This window comes from Qipengyuania sp. RANM35, from assembly GCF_041021145.2.
GTDB lineage: Bacteria > Pseudomonadota > Alphaproteobacteria > Sphingomonadales > Sphingomonadaceae > Qipengyuania > Qipengyuania soli.
Genome location: NZ_CM196433.1, coordinates 2,713,165 through 2,737,761 on the forward strand (window position 1 = coordinate 2,713,165; position 24,597 = coordinate 2,737,761).

At 64.6% G+C, this 24,597-nt stretch carries 27 protein-coding genes; 13 read left to right on the plus strand and 14 right to left on the minus strand.

Annotated features, from left to right (window positions below; genetic code table 11):
- Positions 1 to 2 precede the first annotated feature (2 nt).
- Entirely contained in the window at positions 3 to 617 is a 615-nt protein-coding gene (locus RAM60_RS13620) for a DUF4126 domain-containing protein (protein ID WP_200981858.1), read from the plus strand.
- Here the strand turns inward: RAM60_RS13620 and RAM60_RS13625 are convergent.
- Entirely contained in the window at positions 614 to 1,852 is a 1,239-nt protein-coding gene (locus tag RAM60_RS13625; protein ID WP_369026312.1) for a polyhydroxyalkanoate depolymerase, read from the minus strand. The two genes, RAM60_RS13620 and RAM60_RS13625, sit on opposite strands and share 4 nt — an antisense overlap.
- A gap of 201 nt (positions 1,853 to 2,053) precedes the next feature.
- Between RAM60_RS13625 and RAM60_RS13630 the strand changes: the two genes are divergently transcribed.
- The 5 genes from RAM60_RS13630 (at position 2,054) to RAM60_RS13650 (ending at position 7,685) form a co-directional block, all read left to right on the plus strand.
- A complete protein-coding gene (locus RAM60_RS13630) occupies positions 2,054 to 3,841 on the plus strand; it encodes an ABC transporter transmembrane domain-containing protein (RefSeq protein ID WP_369027319.1) in 1,788 nt (595 codons plus the stop codon).
- Between the two features lie 124 nt (positions 3,842 to 3,965).
- Positions 3,966 to 6,110 (plus strand): M13 family metallopeptidase, encoded by a 2,145-nt coding sequence (locus RAM60_RS13635; protein WP_369026311.1) that lies wholly within the window; start codon positions 3,966 to 3,968, stop codon positions 6,108 to 6,110.
- A gap of 82 nt (positions 6,111 to 6,192) precedes the next feature.
- Positions 6,193 to 7,005, plus strand: coding sequence for an undecaprenyl-diphosphate phosphatase (locus RAM60_RS13640; RefSeq protein ID WP_200981862.1), 813 nt, complete (start codon positions 6,193 to 6,195; stop codon positions 7,003 to 7,005).
- An 85-nt stretch (positions 7,006 to 7,090) separates the two neighbouring features.
- Complete coding sequence (locus tag RAM60_RS13645) at positions 7,091 to 7,345, plus strand: GlsB/YeaQ/YmgE family stress response membrane protein (protein ID WP_200981863.1); 255 nt, start codon at positions 7,091 to 7,093, stop codon at positions 7,343 to 7,345.
- 79 nt (positions 7,346 to 7,424) lie between these two features.
- Complete coding sequence (locus RAM60_RS13650; protein ID WP_200981864.1) at positions 7,425 to 7,685, plus strand: hypothetical protein; 261 nt, start codon at positions 7,425 to 7,427, stop codon at positions 7,683 to 7,685.
- 63 nt (positions 7,686 to 7,748) lie between these two features.
- On the opposite strand, the gene phhA is transcribed toward RAM60_RS13650, so the two are convergent.
- A complete protein-coding gene (phhA, locus tag RAM60_RS13655; protein ID WP_369026310.1) occupies positions 7,749 to 8,687 on the minus strand; it encodes a phenylalanine 4-monooxygenase in 939 nt (312 codons plus the stop codon).
- Positions 8,688 to 8,743: 56 nt separating this feature from the next.
- Between phhA and ppk2 the strand changes: the two genes are divergently transcribed.
- Positions 8,744 to 9,514, plus strand: coding sequence for a polyphosphate kinase 2 (gene ppk2, locus RAM60_RS13660; protein ID WP_369026309.1), 771 nt, complete (start codon positions 8,744 to 8,746; stop codon positions 9,512 to 9,514).
- Here ppk2 and RAM60_RS13665 read toward each other — a convergent pair.
- The 6 genes from RAM60_RS13665 to RAM60_RS13690 form a co-directional block, all read right to left on the minus strand.
- Entirely contained in the window at positions 9,511 to 10,365 is an 855-nt protein-coding gene (locus tag RAM60_RS13665) for an HTD2 family dehydratase (protein ID WP_369026308.1), read from the minus strand. The genes ppk2 and RAM60_RS13665 overlap by 4 nt on opposite strands.
- On the minus strand, positions 10,365 to 11,597 hold the full coding sequence (locus RAM60_RS13670) for an acetyl-CoA C-acetyltransferase (RefSeq protein WP_369026307.1): 1,233 nt from the start codon (positions 11,595 to 11,597) through the stop codon (positions 10,365 to 10,367). Before RAM60_RS13670 ends, RAM60_RS13665 begins: the two co-directional genes overlap by 1 nt.
- On the minus strand, positions 11,594 to 12,850 hold the full coding sequence (locus RAM60_RS13675) for a CoA transferase (protein WP_369026306.1): 1,257 nt from the start codon (positions 12,848 to 12,850) through the stop codon (positions 11,594 to 11,596). The genes RAM60_RS13670 and RAM60_RS13675 overlap by 4 nt, the downstream gene beginning before the upstream one ends.
- A 1-nt stretch (position 12,851) precedes the next feature.
- Entirely contained in the window at positions 12,852 to 14,036 is a 1,185-nt protein-coding gene (locus RAM60_RS13680; RefSeq protein WP_246449822.1) for an acyl-CoA dehydrogenase family protein, read from the minus strand.
- Positions 14,033 to 14,239, minus strand: a complete 207-nt coding sequence (locus tag RAM60_RS13685) for a hypothetical protein (protein WP_369026305.1) — start codon at positions 14,237 to 14,239, stop codon at positions 14,033 to 14,035. The genes RAM60_RS13680 and RAM60_RS13685 overlap by 4 nt, the downstream gene beginning before the upstream one ends.
- Positions 14,240 to 14,334: 95 nt before the next feature.
- Positions 14,335 to 14,622 (minus strand): hypothetical protein, encoded by a 288-nt coding sequence (locus tag RAM60_RS13690; protein WP_369026304.1) that lies wholly within the window; start codon positions 14,620 to 14,622, stop codon positions 14,335 to 14,337.
- A 137-nt stretch (positions 14,623 to 14,759) separates the two neighbouring features.
- On the opposite strand from RAM60_RS13690, the gene recQ reads away from it, so the two are divergent.
- The 5 genes from recQ to RAM60_RS13715 all read left to right on the plus strand — a co-directional run bounded on the left by recQ (position 14,760) and on the right by RAM60_RS13715 (position 19,052).
- Positions 14,760 to 16,547 (plus strand): DNA helicase RecQ, encoded by a 1,788-nt coding sequence (gene recQ / locus RAM60_RS13695; RefSeq protein WP_369026303.1) that lies wholly within the window; start codon positions 14,760 to 14,762, stop codon positions 16,545 to 16,547.
- Between the two features lie 58 nt (positions 16,548 to 16,605).
- Complete coding sequence (locus RAM60_RS13700; protein ID WP_369026302.1) at positions 16,606 to 17,517, plus strand: SPFH domain-containing protein; 912 nt, start codon at positions 16,606 to 16,608, stop codon at positions 17,515 to 17,517.
- Between the two features lie 24 nt (positions 17,518 to 17,541).
- On the plus strand, positions 17,542 to 17,733 hold the full coding sequence (locus RAM60_RS13705) for a type II toxin-antitoxin system antitoxin (RefSeq protein ID WP_369026301.1): 192 nt from the start codon (positions 17,542 to 17,544) through the stop codon (positions 17,731 to 17,733).
- 1 nt (position 17,734) lies between these two features.
- Entirely contained in the window at positions 17,735 to 18,004 is a 270-nt protein-coding gene (locus tag RAM60_RS13710; RefSeq protein ID WP_369026300.1) for a hypothetical protein, read from the plus strand.
- Positions 18,005 to 18,065: 61 nt separating this feature from the next.
- A complete protein-coding gene (locus RAM60_RS13715) occupies positions 18,066 to 19,052 on the plus strand; it encodes a right-handed parallel beta-helix repeat-containing protein (protein ID WP_510639885.1) in 987 nt (328 codons plus the stop codon).
- Here the strand turns inward: RAM60_RS13715 and RAM60_RS13720 are convergent.
- From RAM60_RS13720 to xth, 3 genes are all read right to left on the minus strand, one after another.
- Positions 19,049 to 19,549, minus strand: a complete 501-nt coding sequence (locus RAM60_RS13720) for a GNAT family N-acetyltransferase (RefSeq protein WP_369026298.1) — start codon at positions 19,547 to 19,549, stop codon at positions 19,049 to 19,051. The genes RAM60_RS13715 and RAM60_RS13720 overlap by 4 nt on opposite strands.
- The gene (gene ribA / locus RAM60_RS13725) at positions 19,546 to 20,472 is read right to left on the minus strand and encodes a GTP cyclohydrolase II (RefSeq protein ID WP_510639888.1); all 927 of its coding nucleotides are present in this window, start codon (positions 20,470 to 20,472) and stop codon (positions 19,546 to 19,548) included. Before ribA ends, RAM60_RS13720 begins: the two co-directional genes overlap by 4 nt.
- A gap of 131 nt (positions 20,473 to 20,603) precedes the next feature.
- Positions 20,604 to 21,395, minus strand: a complete 792-nt coding sequence (gene xth / locus RAM60_RS13730; protein WP_369026296.1) for an exodeoxyribonuclease III — start codon at positions 21,393 to 21,395, stop codon at positions 20,604 to 20,606.
- Positions 21,396 to 21,498: 103 nt separating this feature from the next.
- Between xth and RAM60_RS13735 the strand changes: the two genes are divergently transcribed.
- Complete coding sequence (locus RAM60_RS13735; protein ID WP_369026295.1) at positions 21,499 to 22,938, plus strand: alkaline phosphatase; 1,440 nt, start codon at positions 21,499 to 21,501, stop codon at positions 22,936 to 22,938.
- Between the two features lie 221 nt (positions 22,939 to 23,159).
- Here the strand turns inward: RAM60_RS13735 and RAM60_RS13740 are convergent, their stop codons facing one another.
- The 3 genes from RAM60_RS13740 to arfB form a co-directional block, all read right to left on the minus strand.
- Positions 23,160 to 23,819: a LolA family protein gene (locus RAM60_RS13740; RefSeq protein WP_369026294.1), complete on the minus strand. Its 660-nt coding sequence runs from the start codon at positions 23,817 to 23,819 to the stop codon at positions 23,160 to 23,162.
- A gap of 74 nt (positions 23,820 to 23,893) precedes the next feature.
- Positions 23,894 to 24,061 (minus strand): 50S ribosomal protein L33, encoded by a 168-nt coding sequence (gene rpmG / locus RAM60_RS13745; RefSeq protein ID WP_200981879.1) that lies wholly within the window; start codon positions 24,059 to 24,061, stop codon positions 23,894 to 23,896.
- Between the two features lie 130 nt (positions 24,062 to 24,191).
- Positions 24,192 to 24,596: an alternative ribosome rescue aminoacyl-tRNA hydrolase ArfB gene (gene arfB, locus RAM60_RS13750; RefSeq protein ID WP_369026293.1), complete on the minus strand. Its 405-nt coding sequence runs from the start codon at positions 24,594 to 24,596 to the stop codon at positions 24,192 to 24,194.
- Position 24,597: the final 1 nt, after the last annotated feature.

Below are 24,597 nucleotides of genomic sequence, written 5' to 3' on the forward strand. Positions count from 1 at the left end.
CGATGGGCATCATGGAAATCATCGGGGTCGCTGCCAGCGTCAGCATCCTTTCCGGCTGGCGGCTTTACCTGTGCATCTTTGCGACAGGCCTCGCCATGCGGTTAGGGGCGCTGCCGTTGCCCGACCACCTCGCCTCGCTAGACGTGCTCGCCAACCCCTGGGTCATGGGTATCGCCGCACTGGGTGCCACGGCGGAGTTCCTTGCGGACAAGGTCATGTGGCTCGATTCCATCTGGGACACGGTCCACACTCTGATCCGTCCGGTCGGCGGGGCGCTCCTGGCCCTGGCTATCGTCGATCCGTCGGACCCCGCAACGCAGGTTATCGCCTTCATCCTCGGCGGTGGGGCAAGCTTCATGGCCCATGCCGGCAAGGCCGGCGCGCGCGGCGTTGTCAACGTCAGCCCCGAGCCGGTGAGCAACGTGGCCGTATCGACCGCCGAGGACATTGCCACGATGGGGCTGCTGTACCTGGCCTACCAGTACCCGGTTGCGGCAGGAGTGATCGCCGTCATCCTGCTGGTGCTGGTCATCTGGCTTCTGGTCCTCGCCCGCCGCGTGCTCGGACGACTGGTCGCCAGCGTTCGCGCACCACAGGAGCCGCTGCCGCCGGCCTAGCCGTGCCTGGCGATGAAGTCCTCGACCACAGGCGCAATCTTCTCGCGCCAGCGACTGCCGTTGAAGATCCCGTAATGTCCGGCACCTTCCGCCATGTAATACCGCTTCTTCGATGAAGCGAGCTTGGGCGTCAGGTCGAGCGCGGCCTTGGTCTGACCGAGACCCGAGATGTCGTCGCGCTCACCCTCGATGGCGAGGAGCGCCGTTTTCGTGATGTCGCCGAGGTCGACGCGCTTGCCGCGATGGAAGAATGTTCCGTTTGGCAGGGCATGGGTCTGGAACACCTCTTCCACCGTCTGCAGGTAGAATTCGGCGGTCATGTCACAGACGCTGCGGTATTCGTCGTAGAAATCCTTGGTCGCCTGTGCGCTCTCGTCGTCGCCGATGGTAAGGTGTTTGAACATCTCGTAGTGGCTCATCATGTGATTGCCGAGGTTCATGCTCATGAAGCCGGCAAGTTGCATGAAGCCCGGGTACACTTGTCGACCGGCGCCGCGATACTGCATCGGGACGGTGGCGATGACGTTGTGGCGGAACCACTCGATCGGGCGTTCCATGGCAAGATCGTTGACCGATGTCGGTGAACAGCGCGTGTCGATCGGCCCGCCCATCATGGTAAGCGTCATGGGCGCGCAGGGATGATCGTCACGGTTCATGATAGCCGTGGCAGCGAAGACCGGCACGGACGGCTGGCACACTGCCATGGCGTGCGCGCCTGGTCCGATATGCTCGAGGAAGCCGATGACGTAGTCCATGTAGTCGTCGAGATCGAAGGTGCCGTGATGCATCGACACGGTCTTGGCGTCGGCCCAGTCGGTCACGAAGACGCGATAATTCTGCAGCATCCGCTCGACCGTGCCGCGCAGGAGAGTAGCGTAATGACCGCTCATCGGAGCGACGATCAGCAAGCGCGGAGCATTTTCGGGAAGACCGGTACGATGGAAACACTTGAGGTCGCCGAACGGGCGGTTGACCACGGTTGCCTCGATCACCGGGTCGAGCGTTCCGTCAACGTCGACGGCATCGATGTTCCATGCAGGTTTGCCATAAGGAGCCGTGGCGTGTGCGAAAACTTCCAGTGCGCTGGCCGCCATCGGGCCTATGCCCATGTATCCCATCGGGCCGACATAGTTCATCGGATTGGCAGGATTGGACAGCATCTCGGCCCCGATCGAGGCCCATGCGCTGGCCGAGTTGAGCCAGCTGCGCTGCAGTTCGTAGGCATGGTATAGCAATGCGTGTCCCCTGCTGGCCGGCCTGTTCTTTTCTCTGACCGGTCCTGAAAGGAGGGTATCCTGCCGCCGATCACTGCGTTGTGCAATGCACAATCAGTGCAATTGTGCCCAAGTCGGGGCTCGCCTGTGGATTTTCACTCTTGGCGCACCTAGTTGGGGCCGATGGACGTGGAAACGGTAGAACAGGCGCCAAGGCGGCGCATTTTCGGGCGCAGCAAGGCCGATGGCGAACCCAGGGAGCGCTCGCTCAAGCCGCTGCGGATGGTCTGGCAGTCTGGCGCCCGCTATCCCGGTCACGTCGCACTGGCGCTGATCGCCCTGCTGATAACCGCATCGGCCACGCTCGCCATCCCGGCGGGTTTCAAGATGGTGATCGACAAGGGTTTTGCCCAAGGTGCCGATCCGGGCGAGATGGCACGCTGGTTCCGGTACCTGCTGATGATCGTCTGCGTACTCGCAATGGGTACGGCCATGCGGTTCTATTTCGTCAGTTGGCTGGGCGAGCGGGTCGTGGCCGATATCCGGCTGAAAGTGCAGGAGAACCTGCTGCGCCTCGCGCCGGGTTTCTACGAAGAGAACAGCCCCAAGGAAATTTCCAGCCGCATGACCAGCGACACAGCGCTGATCGAGACGGTCGTGGGAACGACCGTCTCGGTGGCCCTGCGCAATGTTCTTATGGCCATCGGCGGGACGGCCTATCTTTTCTGGCTCGTCCCCAGCCTGACGCTAGGCCTCGTGCTCATAATTCCGGCAATCGTGGTCCCGATCACCGTGTTCGGCCGTCGCTTGCGCAACGTCAGCCGCACCAGCCAGGACCGGGTCGCCGACATCGGTGCCATGGTCACCGAGGTCCTGTCGGCGATGAAGATCGTCCAGGGCTTCAACCAGGAGGAGCGCGAGCACGGCCGCTTCACGCAGGCGGTCGAACGGACATTTTCGACCGCCAAGCGGCGCATCATCATTCGCGCGGCCATGACTGCGGTCATCATCCTGTGCGTATTCGGCGGTATCACCCTGCTCGTCTGGCGAGGGGCCGAGGCTGTCGGAGAGGGCACGATTTCCGGTGGTACAATCGCCGCCTTCGTCCTGACCGCAGGCCTTGTCGCAGGTGCCTTCGGTGCATTGACCGAGGTCTATGGCGACCTTCTGCGCGGGGCAGGTGCAGCAAGCCGTCTTGCCGAACTGCTCGACGAAAAGCCCGGCATTACCGCTCCGGAACGCCCTCAGGCCCTGCCGCAGCCGCCGCGCGGCGGGTTGTCGTTCCGCAATGTCACCTTCCGCTATCCGACGCGGCTCGATGCTCCCGCGATCCTCGACTTCAACCTCGAGGTAGAGCCAGGCGAAACGGTCGCGATCGTCGGCCCGTCGGGCGCGGGCAAGTCGACGATCTTCCAGCTTGCCGAGCGCTTCTACGATCCGCAGGCGGGCTCGATCAGGCTCGACGGCGTGCCGCTGACCAGTGCCGACCCGGCCGAAATCCGCCGCAGGATGGCCTATGTCCCGCAGGAAGGTGTGCTCTTCAGCGCCAATGCCCGCGACAATCTTCGTTACGGTCGCTGGGATGCGAGCGACGAGGATATCTGGGCCGCAGCGCGCGCTGCCAACGCGGAGGACTTCCTGAAGCGCCTGCCTGACGCGCTCGACACCTATCTTGGCGAAAGCGGCACACAGCTTTCGGGCGGTCAGCGCCAGCGCATCGCCATCGCCCGCGCGCTGTTGCGCGATTCTCCCATCCTGCTTCTCGACGAGGCGACGAGCGCACTCGACGCCGAGAGCGAGCGGCTGGTGCAGGAAGCTCTCGAGCACCTCATGGAAGACCGCACCACGCTGGTCATTGCGCACCGCCTGTCGACCGTGCGCGCCGCTGACCGGATCGTGGTGATGGAAGAAGGACGCATCGTCGAGCAGGGTACGCACGATCAGCTCGCCGCCAATGGCGGGCTCTATGCAAGGCTCGCTTCGCTGCAGTTCGTGCTCGAAAACGGCTGATTCTTCTACAAAACGTGCGCGGCGGACGACGAACGTCTTCGCGCACGCACGCGCGACTGCTATCGGGCGTGCCACTATCCGCCGCCCGGTCCCGGGCTGGCGCCTTTCCGGGAGACTGCAACCAATGATCCGCAAAGCACTTGCCATCGGCACCAGCGCGCTCGCACTTGCGCTGTCCGCGCCGGCCCTGGCCGACGAGACCGCGGCTACGCCCAAGGCCGAAGAAACCAGCACCCTGCCGACGATGAGCTTCGGCACTTGGGGCTTCGATCCCGAATATATCTCGCAGGACATCAAGCCGGGCGACGACTTTTTCGCATATGCCAACCAGAAGTGGCTCGATGCCAACCCGCTGCCGCCCGAATTCAGCCGCTTCGGCGCGTTCAACCTGCTTCGCGAGAAGTCGACCAGCGACGTTAAGGCACTCGTCGACGAACTGACCGCCAAGGATCTGGCAGAGCTCACCGCCGACGAGAAGCGCATCGTCGATGTCTATGCATCCTATCTCGACACTGCCGCCATCGATGCCAACGGCATGGCTGCCGCCCAGCCCTACCTCAACCAGATCATCGCCGCCGACACGCTCGAAAAGCTCCTGAAGCTGTGGGCGACGCCGGGCTTCCCCTCGCCGCTGGGTGGGGGCGTTGAAGTCGACGCCAAGGAAACCGATCGCTACTCGGTCTATCTCGGCACCGGCGGCCTCGGCCTGCCCGATCGCGATTACTACACCGACACCTCGGAGAAGGGCGAGAACGTCAAGGCGAAGTACAAGGAGTACCTCACCTTCCTGTTCGGCAAGGGCGGATACGCCGACCCCGCAGGCGCCACCGCCGCGGTCTATGCCTTCGAGGACCAGATCGCCCGCAAGGTCGATTCCGACCGCGCAGCGAGCCGCAATGCCGACCTCTTCTACAGCAAGTTCAGCCCTGCGGAGCTGACTGCACTGGCCGGTGACTTCCCGATCGACATCATGCTCGATGCCTCGGGCTTCGGCGAAACCGATCGCTACATCGTCACCAACCTGCGTCCGAGTGAAGAGCGCGCCAAGGAACTCGGCTTGACGCCCGAAATGATGGCAAAGCTGGGCAACGGCTTCGAAGGCATGCTCGAACTGCTCGGCAAGACCCCCGTCGCGACGCTCCAGGCCTGGACGATCAAGGAATTCCTCGACGCCAATTCGGCAATCCTCGGCTCGGACATCGATGCCGCGGACTTCGCCTTCAACGGCACCGTATTGAACGGTACGCCCGAACAGCGTCCGCGCTGGAAGCGCGCCATCGGCGAGACCGAGAGCCTGTTCGGCGAACTGCTCGGCAAGTCCTATGCCGCGCGCTACTTCCCGGCTTCGAGCAAGGCCGAGATGGAGGAACTGGTCGCCAACCTGCGCAAGTCGATGGCTGCCTCGCTCGCCGAGATCACCTGGATGAGCGCGGCGTCGAAGGAACAGGCCATGGCCAAGCTCGACAGCTTCGACCCGAAGATCGGCTATCGCGACAATCTCGAGACCTATGAAGGCCTCGTCGTGGCGGCTGGCGATCCGCTCGCCAACCGCATGGCTGCCGCCCATTGGAACTGGCAGGACAATCTCGACAAGCTCGGCAAGCCGATCGACCGCACCGAATGGGGCATGCTGCCGCAGACGGTGAACGCCTATTACAACCCGCTGAAGAACGAGATCGTCTTCCCCGCCGGAATCCTGCAGCAGCCGTTCTTCGGCCCGACTGCCGATCTTGCCGTGAACTACGGTGCCATCGGCGGCGTGATCGGCCACGAAATGGGTCACGGCTTCGACGACCAGGGCTCCAAGTTCGACTCGACCGGCGCGCTGCGCAACTGGTGGACCGATGCGGATCGCAAGAACTTCGATGCGCTGACCAACGCTCTGGTCGCCCAGTACGATGCCTTCTGCCCGCTCGACGACGGCAAGACCTGCGTCAACGGCCGCCTCACGCTGGGCGAGAACATCGGTGACCTCGGTGGCCTGTCGATGGCCTATCGCGCCTACAAGCTCGCCACTGCGGGCAAGGAAGTGCCGGTGATCGACGGTTTCACCGGCGACCAGCGCTTCTTCCTTGCCTGGGCACAGGTATGGCGTGCGACCCAGCGCGAGGATGCACTGCGCAACCAGCTGCGCACCGATCCGCACAGCCCGACCTATTTCCGCACCAACGGCATCGTCCGCAACTTCGACGAATGGTACAAGGCATTCGACGTCAAGCCGGGCGACAAGATGTACCTGCCGCCGGAAAAGCGCATCCGCATCTGGTAAGCGCTTCACTGCGTCGCAAAACTTCGCCGGGGCGGGACAGGTCGCTTGACTTGTCCCGCCCTTGCTTCATTTCCCTGCGGCGATGAACGATATCCTCACCGCAGTCTTCCTCGGCATCGTCGAGGGCCTCACCGAATTCATTCCTGTATCCTCCACCGGGCACCTCATCCTCGCCACCGAATTGAGCGGCGCGGACCCCGAGGAATGGGCCATGTTCAACGTGGTCATCCAGCTCGGGGCGATCCTCGCGGTGGTCTACCAGTACTGGGGCACCTTCTGGGGTGCCTTCATGGGCGTGCTGAAGCGCGAACGCGAGGGACTGATGTTTGCCCGGAACATCATCCTGGGTTTCCTTCCCAGCGCGGTGATCGGCCTTGCAATCTACGACACGATCGAGGCCATGCTCGGCAATCCGGCAATCGTGCCATGGGCGCTCATTGTCGGCGGCATCGCGATCCTCGTGATCGAGAAAGTTGCCAACCCGCAGGGCGATACCAGCGTTGCGGACCTGCCGGTGAGCAAGGTGCTCGGGGTCGGCTTCGCCCAGTGCCTCGCGATGATCCCCGGGGTCAGCCGCTCGGGTGCGACGATCATGGGGGCGCTGGCCATGGGCATCAACCGCAAGACTGCGGCGGAGTTCTCCTTCTTCCTCGCCGTACCGACCATGATTGGCGCATCTACGCTGGAAGTTCTGGGTAAGTACGACAGCCTTATGAGCGGAGCGACCAGGGTCGGTTGGGGTGACATCGCTGTCGGATTCGTTGTCAGCTTCATCGTCGCGCTGGTTGTCATCAGGGCTTTCGTTGCGTTCGTCAGTCGTAGCGGCTTCGCCCCGTTTGCCTGGTATCGCATCGTCGCCGGCGTTGCGGCAATCCTCTGGCTGGGCCTCGCCTGAGCAACTGCAAAAAGCGACGAACCGATCGGAACCTTTTCCGAATTGCGGCTTTATTGAGGCTAATGTGCAATAGCGGAAGGAGCCTATGGGCCTTCTCATTCTCGTCGTCGTCGGAGCCATTCTTGGATGGCTTGCGACTATCGTCCTCCGGATCGAGGATGGCCGCGGCATTCTGACAAATGCCCTGGTGGGTATCTTTGGTGCGCTGGTTGCTGGGTTCGTGGCCGGTAATGGCCTGTTTCTCGGCGCCCTGACCGGTTCCGCACTCATGTGGTCGGTGCTTGGAGCAATCCTTGCCCTTGCCGCATTCAATGTGGCCAAGCAGCGCGCCTTCCGCTAGGCAGATTTTTGCTTTAATCACAATCACTTGGGGTTAGCCTTCAATTCCTGGGGCGCCCCGCCAACCAAGGGGAAGACAAATGAAGTTCAACAAAGCCATGATCGCTTTTTCGGCCGCAGCCCTCAGCCTCGGCGTTGTCGCTTGCGACGGCCCGAAGGAAAACGCTGCTGAAGACGCCGGCGAGCAGCAGGCTGAAGTCGTGAACGAGCAGGCTGAAGCCATGGAAGACGCCGGCCAGATCACCGACGCCCAGGAAGACGCCATCACCGACGCCGCCGAAGACAAGGCCGACGCGATGGAAGAAGCCGGCGAAGCAGCCGACAACGCCGACGGCAACTAAGCCTCAGCCGCAAGGCAATCAAAAGCCGGTCCGGGAGCGATCCCGGGCCGGTTTTTGTTTGCGCTAGACCGGGGTGGCGCCGCTCCCACGTCCGCCGCGCAAGGTGTATTCGAGCGTGCCCTCGTTCACGACGTAGTCGACGTCGATTACCGCTGTGTTGGCGTAGGTGAAGCCTGGCCCGAGGTGGCGATACAGCTTGTCGAAATCACGCTCGACCGTCTGGCGGTAGAGGTCTTCGAAACTCTCGATCACGAAATAGGTCGGCTGCAGATCGCTGATGACGTAGTCGGTGCGCATGACGCGATCGACGTTGAGCATGATGCGGTTGGGGCTCTTTGCTTCCGTCGCATAGACCACTTCGGTCGGGCCAGAAAGGATGCCCGCACCATACGCCTTGATCCCGTCTTTCTCCTGGATCAGCCCGAATTCCACCGTGTACCAGTAGAGCGCTCCCAGCGCCTTCAGCCGGTTGTAACGCATCGCCTTCCAGCCCGCGCGGCCGTATTCCTGCATGTAGTCGGCATAGACCGGATCGGTCAGCATCGGCACGTGGCCGAAGACGTCGTGGAAGACGTCGGGTTCCTGGATGTAGTCGAAGGTTTCGCGCGTGCGGATGAAATTGCCCGCCGGAAAGCGCCGGTTTGCAAGGTGCCAGAAGAAAACGTGGTCCGGGATCAGCATGGGCACCGGCACCACGCTCCATCCCGTGAGCGCGTTCAGGTCTTCGGATAGCTTGCCGAACTCCGGCACGCCGCCGCGATTGAGATTGAGCTTTTGCAGTCCGGCCATGAAGGCACTTGCCGCGCGACCTGGAAGGACGTCCATCTGGCGGGCAAAGAGGTCGTTCCAGATGGCATCGTCGTCGGACGAATAGACGGTCTGCGCAGGCTCCAGCCAATCGTCGCCGACATGAGCCGGTTTCTTGAGCGGCGCGGTGAAAACCTCTGCCGGAAGGTCCGGAAGGCGGGTAAAGTCCTGTTCGGGTTCTGCGATGCTGGCCATATCGTTGCTGATGATACTACTATCGGGCGCTCGGCACAAACGGGGAGAAGGCTTTCATGAAGCGTGAGGAATACGAAGCCGCGATGGAGCCTATGCAGGCCGAGCTGGTCGGCATGGCGCGCTGGGCCAAGGCCACCGGCCAGCGCGTGTTGGTAATCTTTGAGGGTCGCGATACGGCGGGCAAGGGCGGCGCGATCGGCGCGGTGCGCGAAAGCCTCAACCCGCGCCAGTGCCGCACCGTCGCCCTCTCCAAGCCGACCGAGGCGGAGCAGGGCCAGTGGTATTTCCAGCGCTATGTCGAGCACCTGCCGACTGCGGGCGAGATCGTCCTGTTCGACCGCAGCTGGTACAATCGCGCAGGCGTCGAAAAGGTCATGGGCTATGCCAGGCCGGAACAGATCGACGCCTTCCTCGAGCAGGTGCCGGTGTTCGAGAAGTTGCTCGTCGACGATGGGATCCTGCTCTTCAAATACTGGCTCGCGACCGACCAGGCCGAGCAGGAAGAGCGCCTGCGTGAGCGGCTCGAAGATCCGATGAAGCGGTGGAAGCTGTCGCCCGTCGACCTCGCTGCGCGCGACAAGTACGACGCCTACACGGAGGCACGCGAGGCGATGTTCGCTGCGACCCATACCGCACAGGCTCCGTGGACCGTAGTCGACTTCAACGATCAGAAGCTGGGGCGTTTGACGCTGGTGCGCGACCTGCTCGATCGTTTGCCCGATACCAAAGTCGACCCGCAGGAGATCGAATTCGGTCCCTTGGGTCGCGAACCTGCAGTCGAGACTTATGGGGTGCTGCGCCCGATCCAGTCCTATCCCGAAAGCTAGGCGAGGGCGGCTTTTGCCTTCGTGACCTGCCGTCCGTCGGCAGCGAAAGCGCCGAGTTCGATAGCATCGCCGTCGCCCCGCATGACGAGATGAAGCGGTTCGCCCGCGATGGCTGGGCTGAGCCCACGGAAGGAGAAGCTAGCCAGGCGATTGTCGCCGAAGCGCGATGCAGCAAGTTGCAGCAAGAGGCTAGCGGTCAGCGGGCCGTGGACCACCAGGCCGCGATAACGCTCGATATTGCGCGCATAGGGCGTGTCGTAGTGGATGCGGTGCGTGTTGAAGGTGAGTGCGGAATAGCGGAACAGCAGGCGCGGATCGGGCGCGACCTCCCGGTGAGCGTCCCAACCGGCAGGATCAAAGGTGTTCTCGCCTGTTGCCGGCGGGACAAGCGCCGCATCGGCCGGCGCGGCGTCGCGATAGACGAGGGTTTGTTTCTCGTGGACTGCCTCGACATTCTCGCAAGTCGTGACGTGCTCGACCTCGACGAAGGCGAGCTTGCCGCTCGAACCGTCCTTTTCCGAAATCGAGGCGATCCGGCTGATCCGGTCGATGCGAGCGCCGGTCCAGATCGGCGAGAGGAAGGTAATGTCGCTGCTTGCCCACATCCGGCGCGGCATGGGGATGGGCGGCATGAAGCTGTCGGGATTGTCCGAGCGGGCCGGATGGCCATCTTCACCCAAGGCACTTGTCGCAGCGTCGGGCGTGCAGAGGCAGAAATGGATGCCCTGCGGCATCGTGGTGTCCGCTCCTGCCTGCAGGTCAAACGTGGCGAGCCAGCGCCTTGCCAGTGCCTCGTCCAGCCGGTCCTCGCGCATTTCATTGCGCCCGAGCCAGCTGTCCCACTCGCCCATCAGGCGGCGCGCTCGAACACGGCGGCCATGCCCTGCCCGCCGCCGATGCACATGGTCTCGAGCCCGTAGCGGGAACCGCGCCGGTGCATCTCGTGCGCCATGTCGGCTAGGATGCGGATGCCGGTCGCGCCGATCGGATGGCCGAGCGAGATGCCCGAGCCGTTGACGTTGACGATGTCACGGCGGCTGTCGTCACCGGAGAAGCCCCAGCCCTTGAGCACGGCGAGCGCCTGCGGGGCGAAGGCCTCGTTCAGTTCGATAAGGTCGATGTCGTCCCAGCCGAGGCCGTTGCGCGCGAACAGGCGCTCCACCGCCGGGACCGGGCCGATACCCATGCGGCTGGGATCGCAGCCAGCGGCACTCCACGAGTGGAACCACAGCATGGGTTCGAGGCCGAATTCGGCGACCTTTTCCTCGGCCACCACGAGGCAGGCCGCCGCGGCATCGTTCTGCTGGCTGGCATTGCCTGCCGTGACGATGGCTTGCGGATCGCGCTTCAGGTCGATGGCGCGCAAGAGCCCGAGCGTTTCCATGCTCGCGTCGGGACGAAATCCTTCGTCCTTGGCGAAGACCTCAGGGTCGCCCTTGCGCGAGGGGATCTCGACAGGGACCAGCTGCTCATCGAACTTGCCCTCGTCCCAAGCGCGCGTCGCGTTCTGGTGGCTGCGCACGGCAAATGCGTCGGCCTCTTCGCGGCTGATGCCGTAATCCTTGGCGAGGTTCTCGGCGGTCTCGATCATGCCGGTGATGATGCCATAGCGCGCGATCGGCTGGCTCATCAGGCGGCCGCGCGTCAGGCGGTCCCACAGCTGCATGTCGCCCATGCGCACGCCGTTTCGCACCGCAGTGGTATAATGTTCGACATTCGACATGCTTTCGACGCCGCCCGCAAGCACGCAGTCGGCAACGCCGGTCTGGACCATCATCGCTGCCGTCGCGACGGCCTGGAGGCCCGAACCGCAGCGGCGGTCCAGCTGGAAGCCCGGCACCTCCTCAGGGTAGCCGGCGGCGAGCCAGCTCCAGTGGCCGATCGCAGGGGCTTCGCCGCTGCCGTAGCCTTGGCTGAAGACGACGTCGTCGACGCGGGTCGGATCGATCCCGCTGCGTTCGACCAGCGCCTTGATGATGATGGCGCCAAGCTGCCCTGCCTCTAGCGAAGCGAGGCTGCCGAGGTATTTGCCGACCGGCGTCCTCAGCGGCTTGCAGATGGCTACTCGGCGAAGTGACGTCATGGCATGATCCTGGTCTTGGAATAGTCGTGGCCCTCGTCGCTCAATGCGGCGATGCCGCTGTCGACGAGCTTGCCGATCTGGCCCGAGGACAGGCCGAGCTTGTCGGCTAGAACTTCCTCGGTGTGTTCGCCGAGATAGGGTGCGCGGCGCGGCTCGCCGCGGGGCTTGTCGGGCATGTTGGCAAAACTGCGCGCCACCGGATAGTCGACCCCGCTGGGGTTGTCGGGCGTGCGCCCGAACATGGGGTTTGTGCCGACAAGAACCGGGTCCCTGGAGGCCTCGTAGGGTGTGCGATAGCGCTCGTAGGTCGTGCCCGCCGCGGCCATGCGCTTTTCAAGCTCGGCATAGTCATGCTGGCTGGCAACGGACTGGAACAGGCCGAGCAGGCGGTCGCGATGCTTGAAACGCGGCGTATCGCCATCGGCGAAGCGGACACCGAGTTCGGTTTCCAGTTCGGCGATGCGGTCGACGAGGCCGAAAGCCTCGACAATGCCGTCCCACTGCTTCGGCGTCAGCGCGGCGACCATGAAGCGCACGCCATCGCGGGTGATCATGTCGCTACCGAATGCACCCCAGATGGCATTGCCGAGCCGCTCGCGGTCGGCGCCGCGGAACAGCATCTCGGCCATCGTGCCCGAGTTCGCCAGCGTTCCGATCGCGACATCGCCCAGCGGCACGCGGATCTCGGCGCCCTCGCCGGTGGCGTCACGGTGGCGCAGCGCCGCAAGCAGGCTGAAGGCGCAATAAGCGCCGGTTAGGAAGTCCCAGGCGGGCATCAGCTGGTTGACCGGCGGTGCGGTGGCCGGGTCCCAATCGGCAGGGCCGGTCATCATCGGATAACCGGCGGCGGCATTGACGGTGAAGTCCATCGCCTGCCTGCCGTCGTGCCAGCCCATTATGCGGACCGAGACCATGTCCTCGCGCCCCCTGGCCATGGCCGCGTGGCTGAGGAAGCTCTTTTCCGGCAAATTGGTCACGCACTGGCCGATCCGGCTGGCGAGTTCGACGCACAGTTCGCGCCCTTCGCCGCTGCGCAGGTCTAGCGCGACCGACTTCTTGGTGCGGTTGAGGTTCTCCCACGAGAGCGAGCGGCCGTTGTCCGCCAGCATGAAACGGTCGTAGTCGAGCCCCCCGCGCTTGTCGTCGACGCGGATAACCTCGGCCCCGAACTGGCCGCAATAGAGGCCGACGGTAGGCGAAGCGACGAAGCTCGAAACTTCGAGGATGCTCAGCCCGGAGAGGAAATCGTACACCTCAGGCCTGCTCGGCAAATTCGCGCAGCATGTGCTTTGCGATCTGGAGCTGGAGGATCTGCGTCGTGCCTTCGTAGATGCGATAGATGCGCGCATCGCGGAAGAAGCGCTCCGCATCGTATTCGGCGAGGTAGCCCGCACCGCCGTAGATCTGCACCACCCGGTCGACCACGCGGCCGCACATTTCGGAGGCAAAGACCTTGAAGGCAGCGGCCTTCCTGAGGATGTTCTCGCCGCGGTCGGCGCGCGCGGTGACATCGGCCATCATCGCTTCGGCGGCGTAAATCTCGGTCTCACTCTCGGCGAGCATCTGCTGGATAAGCTGGAAGTTGGCGATCGGCTCGCCGAAGGCCTTGCGCTCGGTGGCGTAACGCAGCGCGCTGTCGAGCGCGCGGCGGGCATAGCCGGTCGAGGCCGCACCGACCGAGATGCGGCCATTGTCGAGGCTCATCATGGCGAAGCGGAAGCCCTTGCCGGTTTCTCCGCCAAGCAACGCCTCGCCCGGCACGTGCACGTCTTCGAGGATGATGTCGGCGATATGGCTGCCCGACTGGCCCATCTTGTGGTCCGGGCTGCCGACGGTGATGCCGGGCGTGTCCATCGGCACGATGAAGGCGGAGACATGCGCGTTCTTGGGCAGCGCTTCTTTCTCGGTGCGGGCCATGATCAGGCCGACCTCGGCATGGGGGGCATTGGTGATGTAGCGCTTGGTCCCGTTGAGGATCCAGCCATTGCCGTCGGGGTCGGGGCGCGCAGTTGTAGCCATCGCGGCGCTATCGCTGCCTGAACCCGGTTCAGTCAGGCCGAAGCAGGTGATCGACCCCGCTGCGACTTTCGGCCACCATTCGGCCTTCTGTGCCTCGGTGCCGCCGTTCTTGATCGCGGAATTGAACATGCCGACGTTGATGGAGAAGATCGAGCGGAAGGCCGGTGCGGCATAGGCCATGGTCTTGACGACCTTGGCGTATTGCGAGGTGTTGAGGCCCGCGCCGCCGTATTCTTCGGGCACGGTCAGGCCGAACAGGCCCATGTCCTTCATCTCGGTGACAATCTCGTCCGGGATGCGATCGTCGGCGATGACCTGCTTCTCGGCCGGGATCAGCCGCTCGCGAACATAGCGTTCGAGCTGTTCGAGGAACTGGTCGAAAATCTCCGGGTCCATGCCCGGGTTGGGCGCGCTGCTCATTGCTGGTCCTCTCCCTCGACTGCTTGGGTTTCGCTTTTGTCCTGTTCGACCGCATCCGCTGGCAGGCGCTGTTCCTCGAGCATCTCGGCCGCCTCATCGAGGGCCTTCGCTTCGGAGGGCGAAACGGCGTCGACCGGCTCCTCTTCACTGGAGCAGGCGGCGAGCGCGGCAAGCGCGGCGAGGGGGATTGCGAGTCGCTTCATGCGGGCAAGCTATCGCTGGTAGGCCGCAACGGGAAGGACGCTACGGAACGCAAGGGGGAATGGGGCCGGCGCGTCATGCGCCGGCCCCGGAATGCTTAGTTTTCGGTGTCTTCGGCCATGGCGTCCATCGCCTCGGCAGCGGTGTCGGCGGCCTTGTCGCCGGCTTCCTGGATGGCGGCTTCTTCGGTGGTCGCCGCATCGTCGGCTTCTTCCGTGGCGGTGGCGGCCTCGTCGGCCACCGGGGTCGCGTCGACGCCGGTCAGGGCTTCGTCGGCCGGAATCTCGACAGTGTCGGCTTCGGCTGCGGTCGAGGCGTCCTCGGTGCTGCCGCAGGCGGCGAGCGCAACGGTTGCGGCGACGGCGAGGGCGATACGGAACTTCATTGCGAACTCTCCTGTGATGTGCGCGACAGCATGCCGCGACGTGCTGGCGTTCTAAAGCGCGAGTGACGGGCAAGGGGCAAGGGGAAAATGCGCCGCAGCTGGTTGCCAGCAGGCCCTGCGCCCGCGATCAGGGGCCAATGCCCGACATCGCCACCCCACTTCCCGACCGCGCCCGCGCGCAGCTGAAGTCCGTCTTCGGCTTCGACGCATTTCGCGGACGTCAGGCCGACGTGGTCGCGCGCGTGCTCGACGGGCTGTCGACGCTGGCGGTCATGCCGACGGGGGCAGGCAAGTCGCTGACCTACCAACTTCCGGCCAACATGCTGGAGGGGACCTGCGTCGTCATCAGCCCGCTGATCGCGCTGATGCACGATCAGCTGCGCAGCGCGCGGGCGAACGGTATCCGGGCCGCCACTCTGACCAGCGCCGATGCCGACTGGCGCGAGACGCAGGATGCCTATCGCAGCGGTCAGCTCGACCTTCTCTATGTCGCGCCCGAGCGGGCGAGTCAGCCCGCCTTTCGCGACTTCCTCGCCTCGTCCCCAATCTGCCTCTTCGCCGTGGACGAGGCGCATTGCGTGTCCGAATGGGGCCATGATTTTCGCCCCGACTACCGCCTTCTGCGACCGCTCATGGACGCTTTTCCGGATGTCCCGCGCCTTGCGCTGACGGCGACTGCCGACCGTCAGACGCGGGCGGATGTCATGGCGCAGCTGGGTATCCCGGACGACGGGCTGGTGCTCGCTGGGTTCGACCGGCCCAACATCCGCTACGCCATCCGCCACCGCGACAACCCGGTGCGCCAGATAGAGACGCTGATGGCGGAGGAGCCGGGGCCGGGCATCGTCTATGCCCCGACCCGCAAGAAGGTCGAGGAACTGGCTGCCAAGCTGGCCGCCGCGAGCGGACGGAAAGTTCTGCCGTATCACGCGGGCCTCGACCCGGAGACGCGCGCCGCCAACCAGTCCGCCTTCGTCGCCAGCGAAGACATGGTGATCGTCGCCACGATCGCCTTCGGCATGGGCATCGACAAGCCCGATGTCCGCTTCGTCGCGCATGTCGGCGTGCCCAAGTCGATCGAGGCCTATTACCAGGAAACCGGACGCGCCGGGCGCGACGGCGACCCTTCGCAGGCGGTGATGTTCTGGGGGGCGGGTGATTTCGCCACGGCCCGTCAGCGCCTGGCAGAAATCGACGACGTTCGCCGCAATGCGGAGCGCGCGAGGCTCGATGCGCTTGCGGGGCTGGTGGAAACCGCCGCCTGTCGCCGCGCCGTTCTGCTGCGCCATTTCGGCGAGGACCCCGCCCCGACCTGTGGGAATTGCGACAATTGCCTCAGCCCGCCCAAAGTCAGCGACACGACCGAACTGGCGCAGAAGCTGCTCTCGGCCGTCTATCGCACCGGCCAGAGCTTCGGCCTCGGCCACCTGCAAAAGGTTCTGACCGGGGTGGAGGATGACCGCGTGCGCCAGCGGGGCCACGACGCCCTCTCGGTGTTCGGCATCGTCGGCGGCGAGGAAGCGGTGATGATCCAGCCGCTTGCCCGCGCCCTGCAGGCGCGCGGCGACCTCGTCGCGACGGAGCACGGCGGTCTGGCGTTGGGCGAGGGTGCGCGCGCCATCCTCAAGGGTGAGCGCGCTGTCGCCATCGTTGTCCCGCCCAAACGCGAACGCGGTCGCAGACGCGGCGATGCAGCACCCAACCCCGTGGGCGATCCGCTGTTCGATGCCCTGCGCGAGTTGCGTCGCGAACTGGCGATCGAAGGACAGGTGCCGCCTTACGTCATCTTCCACGATGCCACACTCCGAGAGATGACTGCGCGACGCCCTGGCAGCCTCGCCGAACTGGGTCGCTTACCCGGTGTGGGGGCGAAGAAGCTGGAAGCCTATGGCGAGCAGTTCCTGCGCGTGATCGATCGCCATTGACTCCGTCACCAAGCGATATAAATATGATATCATAATTATATCGAAGGAGTGATTCGTCATGTCGGTTGAACTCAAGGGGATGAAGACCAGCAGCGAGCAGGCGGGAGCCAGCTTCAGCGGTTATCCTATCCTGCTCGGGATCCTGGCCCTGCTGGTGCTGGTGGTGTGGAACGTTTCGGGCAACCTCCCGCCCGACGGAGCCACAAAGGCGATGAAACTGACCTTCCTCAGCCTGCTCGTCCTTCCGCTGCTGGTGCTGCTGTTCCTGTCGGCCGGTTTCTTCATGATCCAGCCCAACCAGGCTGCCGTGCTGACCCTGTTCGGCGAATATCGCGGGACGGAACGGCGCGAGGGGTTGCGCTGGGTGTGGCCGTGGATGGGCAAGAACAAGGTCTCGGTCCGCGCGCACAACATCCATTCGGAGCGGGTGAAGATCAACGACAAGCGCGGCAACCCGATCGAAATCGCCTGCAACGTGGTGTGGCGTGTCGCCGACAGCGCACAGGCGAGCTTCGACGTCGACGACTACAAGAAGTTCGTCGAGATCCAGATCGAGGCGGGTCTGCGCACCGTCGGATCACGCCACCCCTATGACGACTTCGAGAACGAGGAAGTCACTCTGCGCGGCAGCGGCGAAGTGGTCAATCACGAGCTGCTGGTCGAACTCAACGACCGGCTCAAGGTCGCCGGCATCATCGTCGACGAGGCGGGCCTGACCCACCTCGCCTATGCTCCGGAAATCGCCGGTGCGATGCTCCGCCGCCAGCAGGCCGACGCGGTCATCGCCGCGCGCCAGAAGGTGGTCATCGGCGCCGTCGGCATGGTCGAGGACGCGCTTGCCAAGCTGGCCGCGGACGGCATTGTCGAGCTCGACGACGAGCGCAAGGCGGCGATGGTCTCCAACCTCATGGTCGTGCTCTGCGGCGACCGCGAGGCGAGCCCCGTGGTCAACGCCGGCTCGCTCTACTGACACGAAGAATACGGGTTCGCGACCATGCAGAAGAAGGCCTTCGCCCTCCGTCTCGATCCGGCAGTCCATGCCGCGATCGAACGGCTGGCGGCGGCCGAATTGCGCAGCGCCAATGCCCAGATCGAGATGCTCCTGCGCGAGGCGCTGTCGAAGCGCGGTGTGGAAGTGCAGGCCAGCAAGCCCCCCAAGCGCGGGCGACCGGCGAAGGAGGATTGAGATGACCGACAAGCAAGACGACGGCGCGTGGTTTTCGGCCAAGACCCACGGGTACGGCGCGGGCCTCCCGATTGCATGGCAGGGCTGGGCGGTTCTGGGCGCCTATCTCGCGGTGATGTTGTTCGCGGGGCTCCTGATCGAATGGTACTGGGAGGAAGGAGCGATCTTCGCCATTCCGATCATGCTGGTCGCGACCCTGGGCCTGTTCCTCATCGCCCGTGCGAAGACGCGTGGCGGGATGCGCTGGCGCTGGGGTGGAAAGGACGACTGACCGCGTTCGCCCCGGTGTGCCGGTTATCGCGGAATTAACCATTACACCCTAGGATTGAGGCATGGTTTCACCGGCCCCCTTTCCTCCGTCGCGCATGCCGACATGGGTACTCGGTGTCGTTGTCGGCTTCGCACTTGTCGCGATCCCCATGGCCGCCGTCCTGGCGCAGGATGTCCGGCCCGCTCCTTTCACCGTGGTCGAAACGGGCCGCGGCTATCCCACGCTCCAACAGGCTGTCGATGCCGTCGGTGACCGGCAGGCGACGATCGAAATCGCCGAGGGCAACTGGCGCCAATGCGCCGTGCAGAGCGCGGGTACCATTACCTACCGCGCTGCGAACCCCGGCAAGTCACTGCTTGGCGGCACAGCTTGCGAGGGCAAGGCATTGCTTGTCCTGCGCGGTCGCGCCGCTCGGGTGGAGGGCCTCATCCTTGCGGACGTCAACGTGCCGGACGGCAATGGCGCGGGCATCCGGCTGGAACAGGGAGTGCTGAACGTCTCGCAGACATGGTTCCGCGACAGCCAGCAGGGAATCCTCACCGGCAACGATACCGCGAGCGAGATGATGATCGACAAATCGACCTTCACCCGCCTCGGCACATGCGAGAACGCAGCCGGATGCGCGCATTCGATCTATGCGGGGGACTATGGCCGCGTGGTCGTGACCCGCAGCCGCTTCGAACAGGGCCGCGGCGGGCACTACGTCAAGTCGCGCGCCGCGCGCACCGTGGTCGAGAACAGCAGCTTCGACGATTCTCACGGCAACGGTACCAATTACATGATCGACCTGCCCAATGGCGGCAGCGGCGCGATCCGGGGCAACTGGTTCGTGCAGGGCGCGGACAAGGAAAACTGGGGCACCTTCATCGCCATCGGTGCGGAGAATGCGCAGTACAGTTCCGACGGGCTGGTGATCGAGGGGAACGATGCACGCCTCGTCCCCGGCCTTTCGCGCAAGCCCGCCTTCATCGGCGACTGGACCGGCGACAAGCTCGCCATCGGCCGCAACACCCTGGGACCCGGCGTCAAGCCCTTCGAAGCGCGCTAGCCGAAAGCAGGTGCATAGGTGACCACGCCTGCGGGCGGCGGTCCATTCAGCACCAGCCGCTGGAAGTATTCGGGCGGGGGTCCGGGATAGGCGAGCAGCGGATCCTGTTCAAAGCCAAAGCGACCGTAGTACTCCGGGCTTCCGAGAAGTACGATGCCTCTTGCCCCGGCTGCGGAGAGGTTGGCGATCCCCTGCCTGATGAGCGAGGATCCGATGCCTTGTCCATGGAGTTCGGGCCAGACACTCACCGGCCCAAGGCCGAACCAGCCCTCGCTCCCGTCCGAGATCGAAACGGGTGAAAAGGCGATGTGACCAATGACCCGTTCGACGTCCTGCGCGACGAGCGACAGGCTCAGGTCGCCGTCCGCTCGCAGCCGGTCGATGAGGTCCTGCTCGTCACCGTCGCTGAAGGGCATGTCGCGGAAGGCCGCCTCGGTCAGCGCGTGGATGGTAGCCTCATCGCCCGACTGCTCGGGCCGGATGATGATGGCGCTCACGGGAGGATGTGGCCCGCACGGTCGCGCTTGGTCGCAAGGTAGCGGGCGTTGTGCGGATTGTCGGGGAGCGAGTGCGGCACGCGTTCGGCAACCTTCACCCCCTCAGCCTCGAGCACGGCGACCTTGGCCGGATTGTTCGTCATCAGCCGGATTTCACCGACGCCGAGAAGGTCGAGCATGCGCGCGGCGGTCGGGAAGTCGCGCGCCTCGTCGGGCAGGCCCAGCCGGGTGTTCGCATCGACCGTGTCGAAGCCCTGGTCCTGCAGGCGATAGGCGCGCAACTTGTTGACGAGGCCGATGCCACGCCCTTCCTGGCGCATGTAGAGCAATACACCCCAACCACCCCTGTCGGCCTCGTCCGCCATAGCATGGAGCGCTGCGTCGAGCTGCGGCCCGCAATCGCATTTAAGGCTGCCGAGGATGTCGCCGGTCAGGCATTCGGAATGGAGGCGGACCAGCGGCGCGACATCGCTGCGCTGCTGCCCGATGACCAGCGCGACATGTTCGCGCGTGTCGTCGGGGCTGCGGAAGGCGACGATGCGTGCGCCTTCGGCTGCGGCTACGGGGAGCCTTGCGCGGGCGGCGATCTGGAGGCGCGAGGCGTCGGCATAGGCAGCGACGTCGGACGCCTCGATGCTCACCGGCTCGCCCGCACCCTGCGGATCGACGAGGAAAGCGGGCAGCACGCCAGCCATGCGCGCGAGTTCGAGCGCGGCCTTAGCCTGCGCCTCCCACTCGTAATGCAGCGCCTTGAACGGACCTTTCAGCGGCGCATTGAGGTCCAGCGCGGGATCGGCCACCGCAAGGGCGTGCGGCAGGTCGAAAGGATCGGCAGCGCGCATCAGCACTGGCTGGCGCGGCACCGCGGCCTCGATCTGGTTGGCGAGCTTCAATGTCGCGGCGCGGCTGGCCGACAACAACATGGCCTCGCCTGTGATGTCTCCGAACGCCGTTTCCACCGGCTGGAGCAGCGGCGCGCCGGCGATTGCCAGCGGCCAGCCGTGGCGCAGCGCGTCGACCGCCTGCGCCGCCCGGCGAGAGGGCGAGCTCTCGCTCAGAGGGTGAACTCCGTCACCAGCGGCACGTGGTCGGAAGGTTGGGTCCAGCCGCGTGCATCCTCGTGCACCCGATGGCCGGTTGCCTGTTTCGCGAGCTCGGGGCTGGCCCACATGTGGTCGAGCCGCCGCCCGCGGTCGTTCGCCTGCCAGTCCTTCGCGCGGTAGCTCCACCAGCTGTAATAGCGCTGGGGGTCGGGGATGTGCTGGCGCCCGATGTCGGCCCAGCCGTGCGCGTCCATAAAGCGCTGCAGGCTTTCGACCTCGATCGGCGTGTGGCTGACCACCTTGAGCAGCTGCTTGTGGTTCCACACGTCGCTTTCGAGCGGGGCGATGTTGAAATCGCCCACGATCAGCGTTGGACGGTCGACCTTGTCGGCCCAGCGGGTCATGCGTTCGAGGAAGTCGAGCTTCTGGCCGAACTTCGCGTTGATCTCGCGGTCGGGCTCGTCGCCGCCCGCAGGAACGTAGACGTTCTCGACAATCATGCCCTGGTGATCGGGCAGCTCGACGCCGACATGGCGCGCCTCGCCATTGTCCTGCCAGTCGTGGCGCGAGAATTCGCGGATCGGCACGCGGCTGACCGTGGCGACGCCGTGATAGCCCTTCTGCCCGTGCACCGCGAAATGATCGTACCCCAGAGCGCGGAACGCCTCGTAGGGGAACTGGTCCTCCTGGCACTTGATCTCCTGCAGGCAGAGCACGTCGGGTGCCTGCTCCGTCAGGAAGCGTTCGACGATCGGCATCCGCAAGCGGACCGAATTGATATTCCAGGTAGCGACAGTGACCATGCGCGCCGAGTTAGGCGAGCGCCCCCGATGCCGCAAGCGTCACGCTTCCGTCTTACGACCGGCTGATATAGGGCGGGTCACGGATTGCCCCGGGAGAGCATTGATGAGCATTCGCACGATTTTCCTCGCCACCACCACTGTCGCCGCACTGGCGCTGGGTGGCTGCACCGCCACCATGGCGCGCGAGGCGCCGCAGGCGGCGATGACCGCACCGGCGCCCAAGAGGGCGAAGAACGTCATTCTCTTCATCGGCGACGGGATGGGTATTTCCACGGTTACCGCTGCGCGCATCTATGCGGGACAGAAACTCGGCCACACGGGCGAAGAATACGTCCTGCCCTTTGAAACCTTCGATCACGTCGCGCTGGTAAAGACCTACAACAGCAACGCGCAGGTGCCCGACAGCGCCGGCACGGCTTCTGCGATGAACACTGGCGTAAAGACCAACATCGGCATGCTAGGCTACGGCCCCGAAGCGAAGAATGGCGATTGCCGCTCGGGCGCGGGACATGAACTCCCGTTGGTGAGCGAGGAGGCAAAGAAGCATGGCCTCGCGCTCGGGATCGTGTCGACTGCGCGCATCACACATGCCACCCCCGCTGCGGTCTATTCGCGCAGCGTCAATCGCGACTGGGAAGCCGATGTCGCTATCCCCGAAACGCAGCGCGACCTCGGCTGTCGCGACATCGCCGAACAGCTAATGGCGAAACCCTTCGACGTGGCGCTGGGCGGGGGGCGTGCGGCATTCTATGGCAAGGCCGGTGGCGGTCAGCGCCTCGATCCGGCGGCAAACCTGCCCGCGGCATGGGTCAAGGCCACGGGCGGCACCTATGTGGAGAGCACTGCCGCGCTTGCCGCCGCGCCCAAGGGCAAGCCGGTCTTCGGTCTGTTTTCGCCCAGCCACATGACCTACACCGTCGACCGGAAGGCCGACAGCAGCGAGCCGACGCTGACCCAGATGACGCAGGCGGCGGTCTCGCGCCTCGGCACCGATCCGGACGGCTATTACCTGATGGTCGAAAGCGGCCGCATCGATCACGGCCACCATGCCGGACAGGCCGGCTATGCGCTGGAGGAAGCGGTCGAATTCGCCCACGCGATCCAGTGGGCAATCGACAATACCAACCCTGAAGAGACGCTGATCCTGGTCACTGCAGACCACAGCCATGTCTTCACCATGTCGGGCTATCCCCGGCGCGGCAACGACATCCTCGGCCTGGTAGTCCCGCCCGAGGGCGGGGGCGAGGATGGCGGTTCGGGCGACGGCCCGACGCTGGCTTCGGACGGCAAGCCCTACACCACGCTGGGCTATGCCAACGGACCCGGCGCAGTGCCGATGAACACCGAGGGTGGCCGCCCGATGCCCGAGACCGGCGTCCATGCGCACCAGCAGTCGCTGGTTCCCACTGGTGCCGAGACGCATGGCGGCGAGGACGTTGCGCTTTACGCCAACGGGCCGGGTGCCGAACGGGTGAAGGGGGTCATGGAACAGAACCTGATCTACAACGTGATCCGCGCCGCCTTCGGGTGGATGTCGATGTAGGCAGGATGCAAAAAACCCTCGTGCCGGGGGCATTGGCACGAGGGTTCCTTGTGAGCGTTCGTCACGCTTGGAACGAGGCGAACCAGGGCGAGCGGTTCAACAGGGGGGAAAACCCGCTCGCTTCGTCTCGTGAATTACAAACTAGGCCTCGCCCGCTTGCTCTTCAATGAACAAATGGCGGCGGGATGTCGCAAATTTACACCCGCCCGCCGTCCATCCGTTTACCGTGGGCGACGAGACGTTTTGCGCGGATCCTTGAAGGTGAACGCGCTGTCAGCCACCGAAACGCCATAGCGCTGGTTGCGCAGGCGCACCGTGGTGCGGTTATTCTGCGAGTCGAGCGCCACCCAGTGCGTCAGCTGCAAACCGCCCGGCGCGGATCCGTCGCGGCTGAAGATCAGCGTGATCACGCCATACTCGGGATGCTTGGTATCGCGCACTTCCACGCTGATCACATCGGGGTGACTGGTGGGCAGCAATTTACCGTACTTCTTCACGTCGCGGCTGGGGTCGAGCAGCGCTCCGAGCGGCGAGTTCGAAATCGGCCAGCGCTGGACCTGCTTCACCTCGTAATCGACGAGATACATCGATTTGCCGTTCGACACGACGAGCATGGGCACGCTCTTATCGTATTCGAAGCGGATCTTGCCGGGGCGCTTCAGCGTCATCACGCCTGCGACGGACTGGCCGTTGCGGTCGGTCTGGATGAAATCCGCCTTCATCGTGGAGATGGCGCGCAGTGCGCCAACCGCCTTGTCGAGATCGCCTGCGGCGGCTTCGGCCGGCGGCGTGGCGAACATGGCGGATGCAGGAAGTGCCGCAGCTAGCGAGAGAGCCAGCGCGGCGCGGATCGGTTTTGCTTTGAAAGACAAGTTGCTCATGCTCCTGGAACTAGGTTCGGAGCATTGAACCCTCACTGAACCCGGCTCGTTCCCGATGTTCAGCTTGGACCGGCTTACTTGATCTTCGCTTCCTTGAACTCGACGTGCTTGCGCGCGATCGGGTCGTACTTGCGGAAGGTGAACTTCTCGGTGTGGTTCCGGGGGTTCTTCTTCGTCACGTAATAGAAGCCCGTGTCGGCGGTCGAGACGAGCTTGATCTTGACGGTTGCGGGCTTCGCCATGGCGTGTTCCTAAAGATCCTGTGAGGCCACTATCGGGCCGAAAAAATAAGGGCGGCGCGAGCAGCACCGCCGTTCCGGCGCGCCCATTGGGTGATTCCGGGGGAAAAGTCAAGCGGTGCGCAGGGGCCGCCTACCAGTCGACCTTGCCGCGGTTGGCCTTGACCTCGCCGCGCACTTTCTTGGCCTTCAGCCGCTGCGCCTTGCCGACGCGGTTGACGCGGCTCTTGGCGCGTTTCTTGAGCGGTGTGAGTGCCTCCGCCAGCAATGCCAGGAGGCGTTCGCGCGCGGCCTCGCGATTGGCTTCCTGCGTGCGGTATTCGTTGGCGGTGAGGACGATCTCCCCACCCTTGGTCAAGCGGCTGCCGGCAATCTCCCTCAGCCGCGCGAAGGTTTCGGGCGACAGGCCGAGTTCGAAGACATTGACGCGCAGCTGGACCGCGGTGGCGACCTTGTTGACGTTTTGCCCGCCCGGGCCGGAGGAGGCGATGAACTTCTCCTCCGCGATTTCGAGCGCCTTGTCGGCTATTCTTCCCACT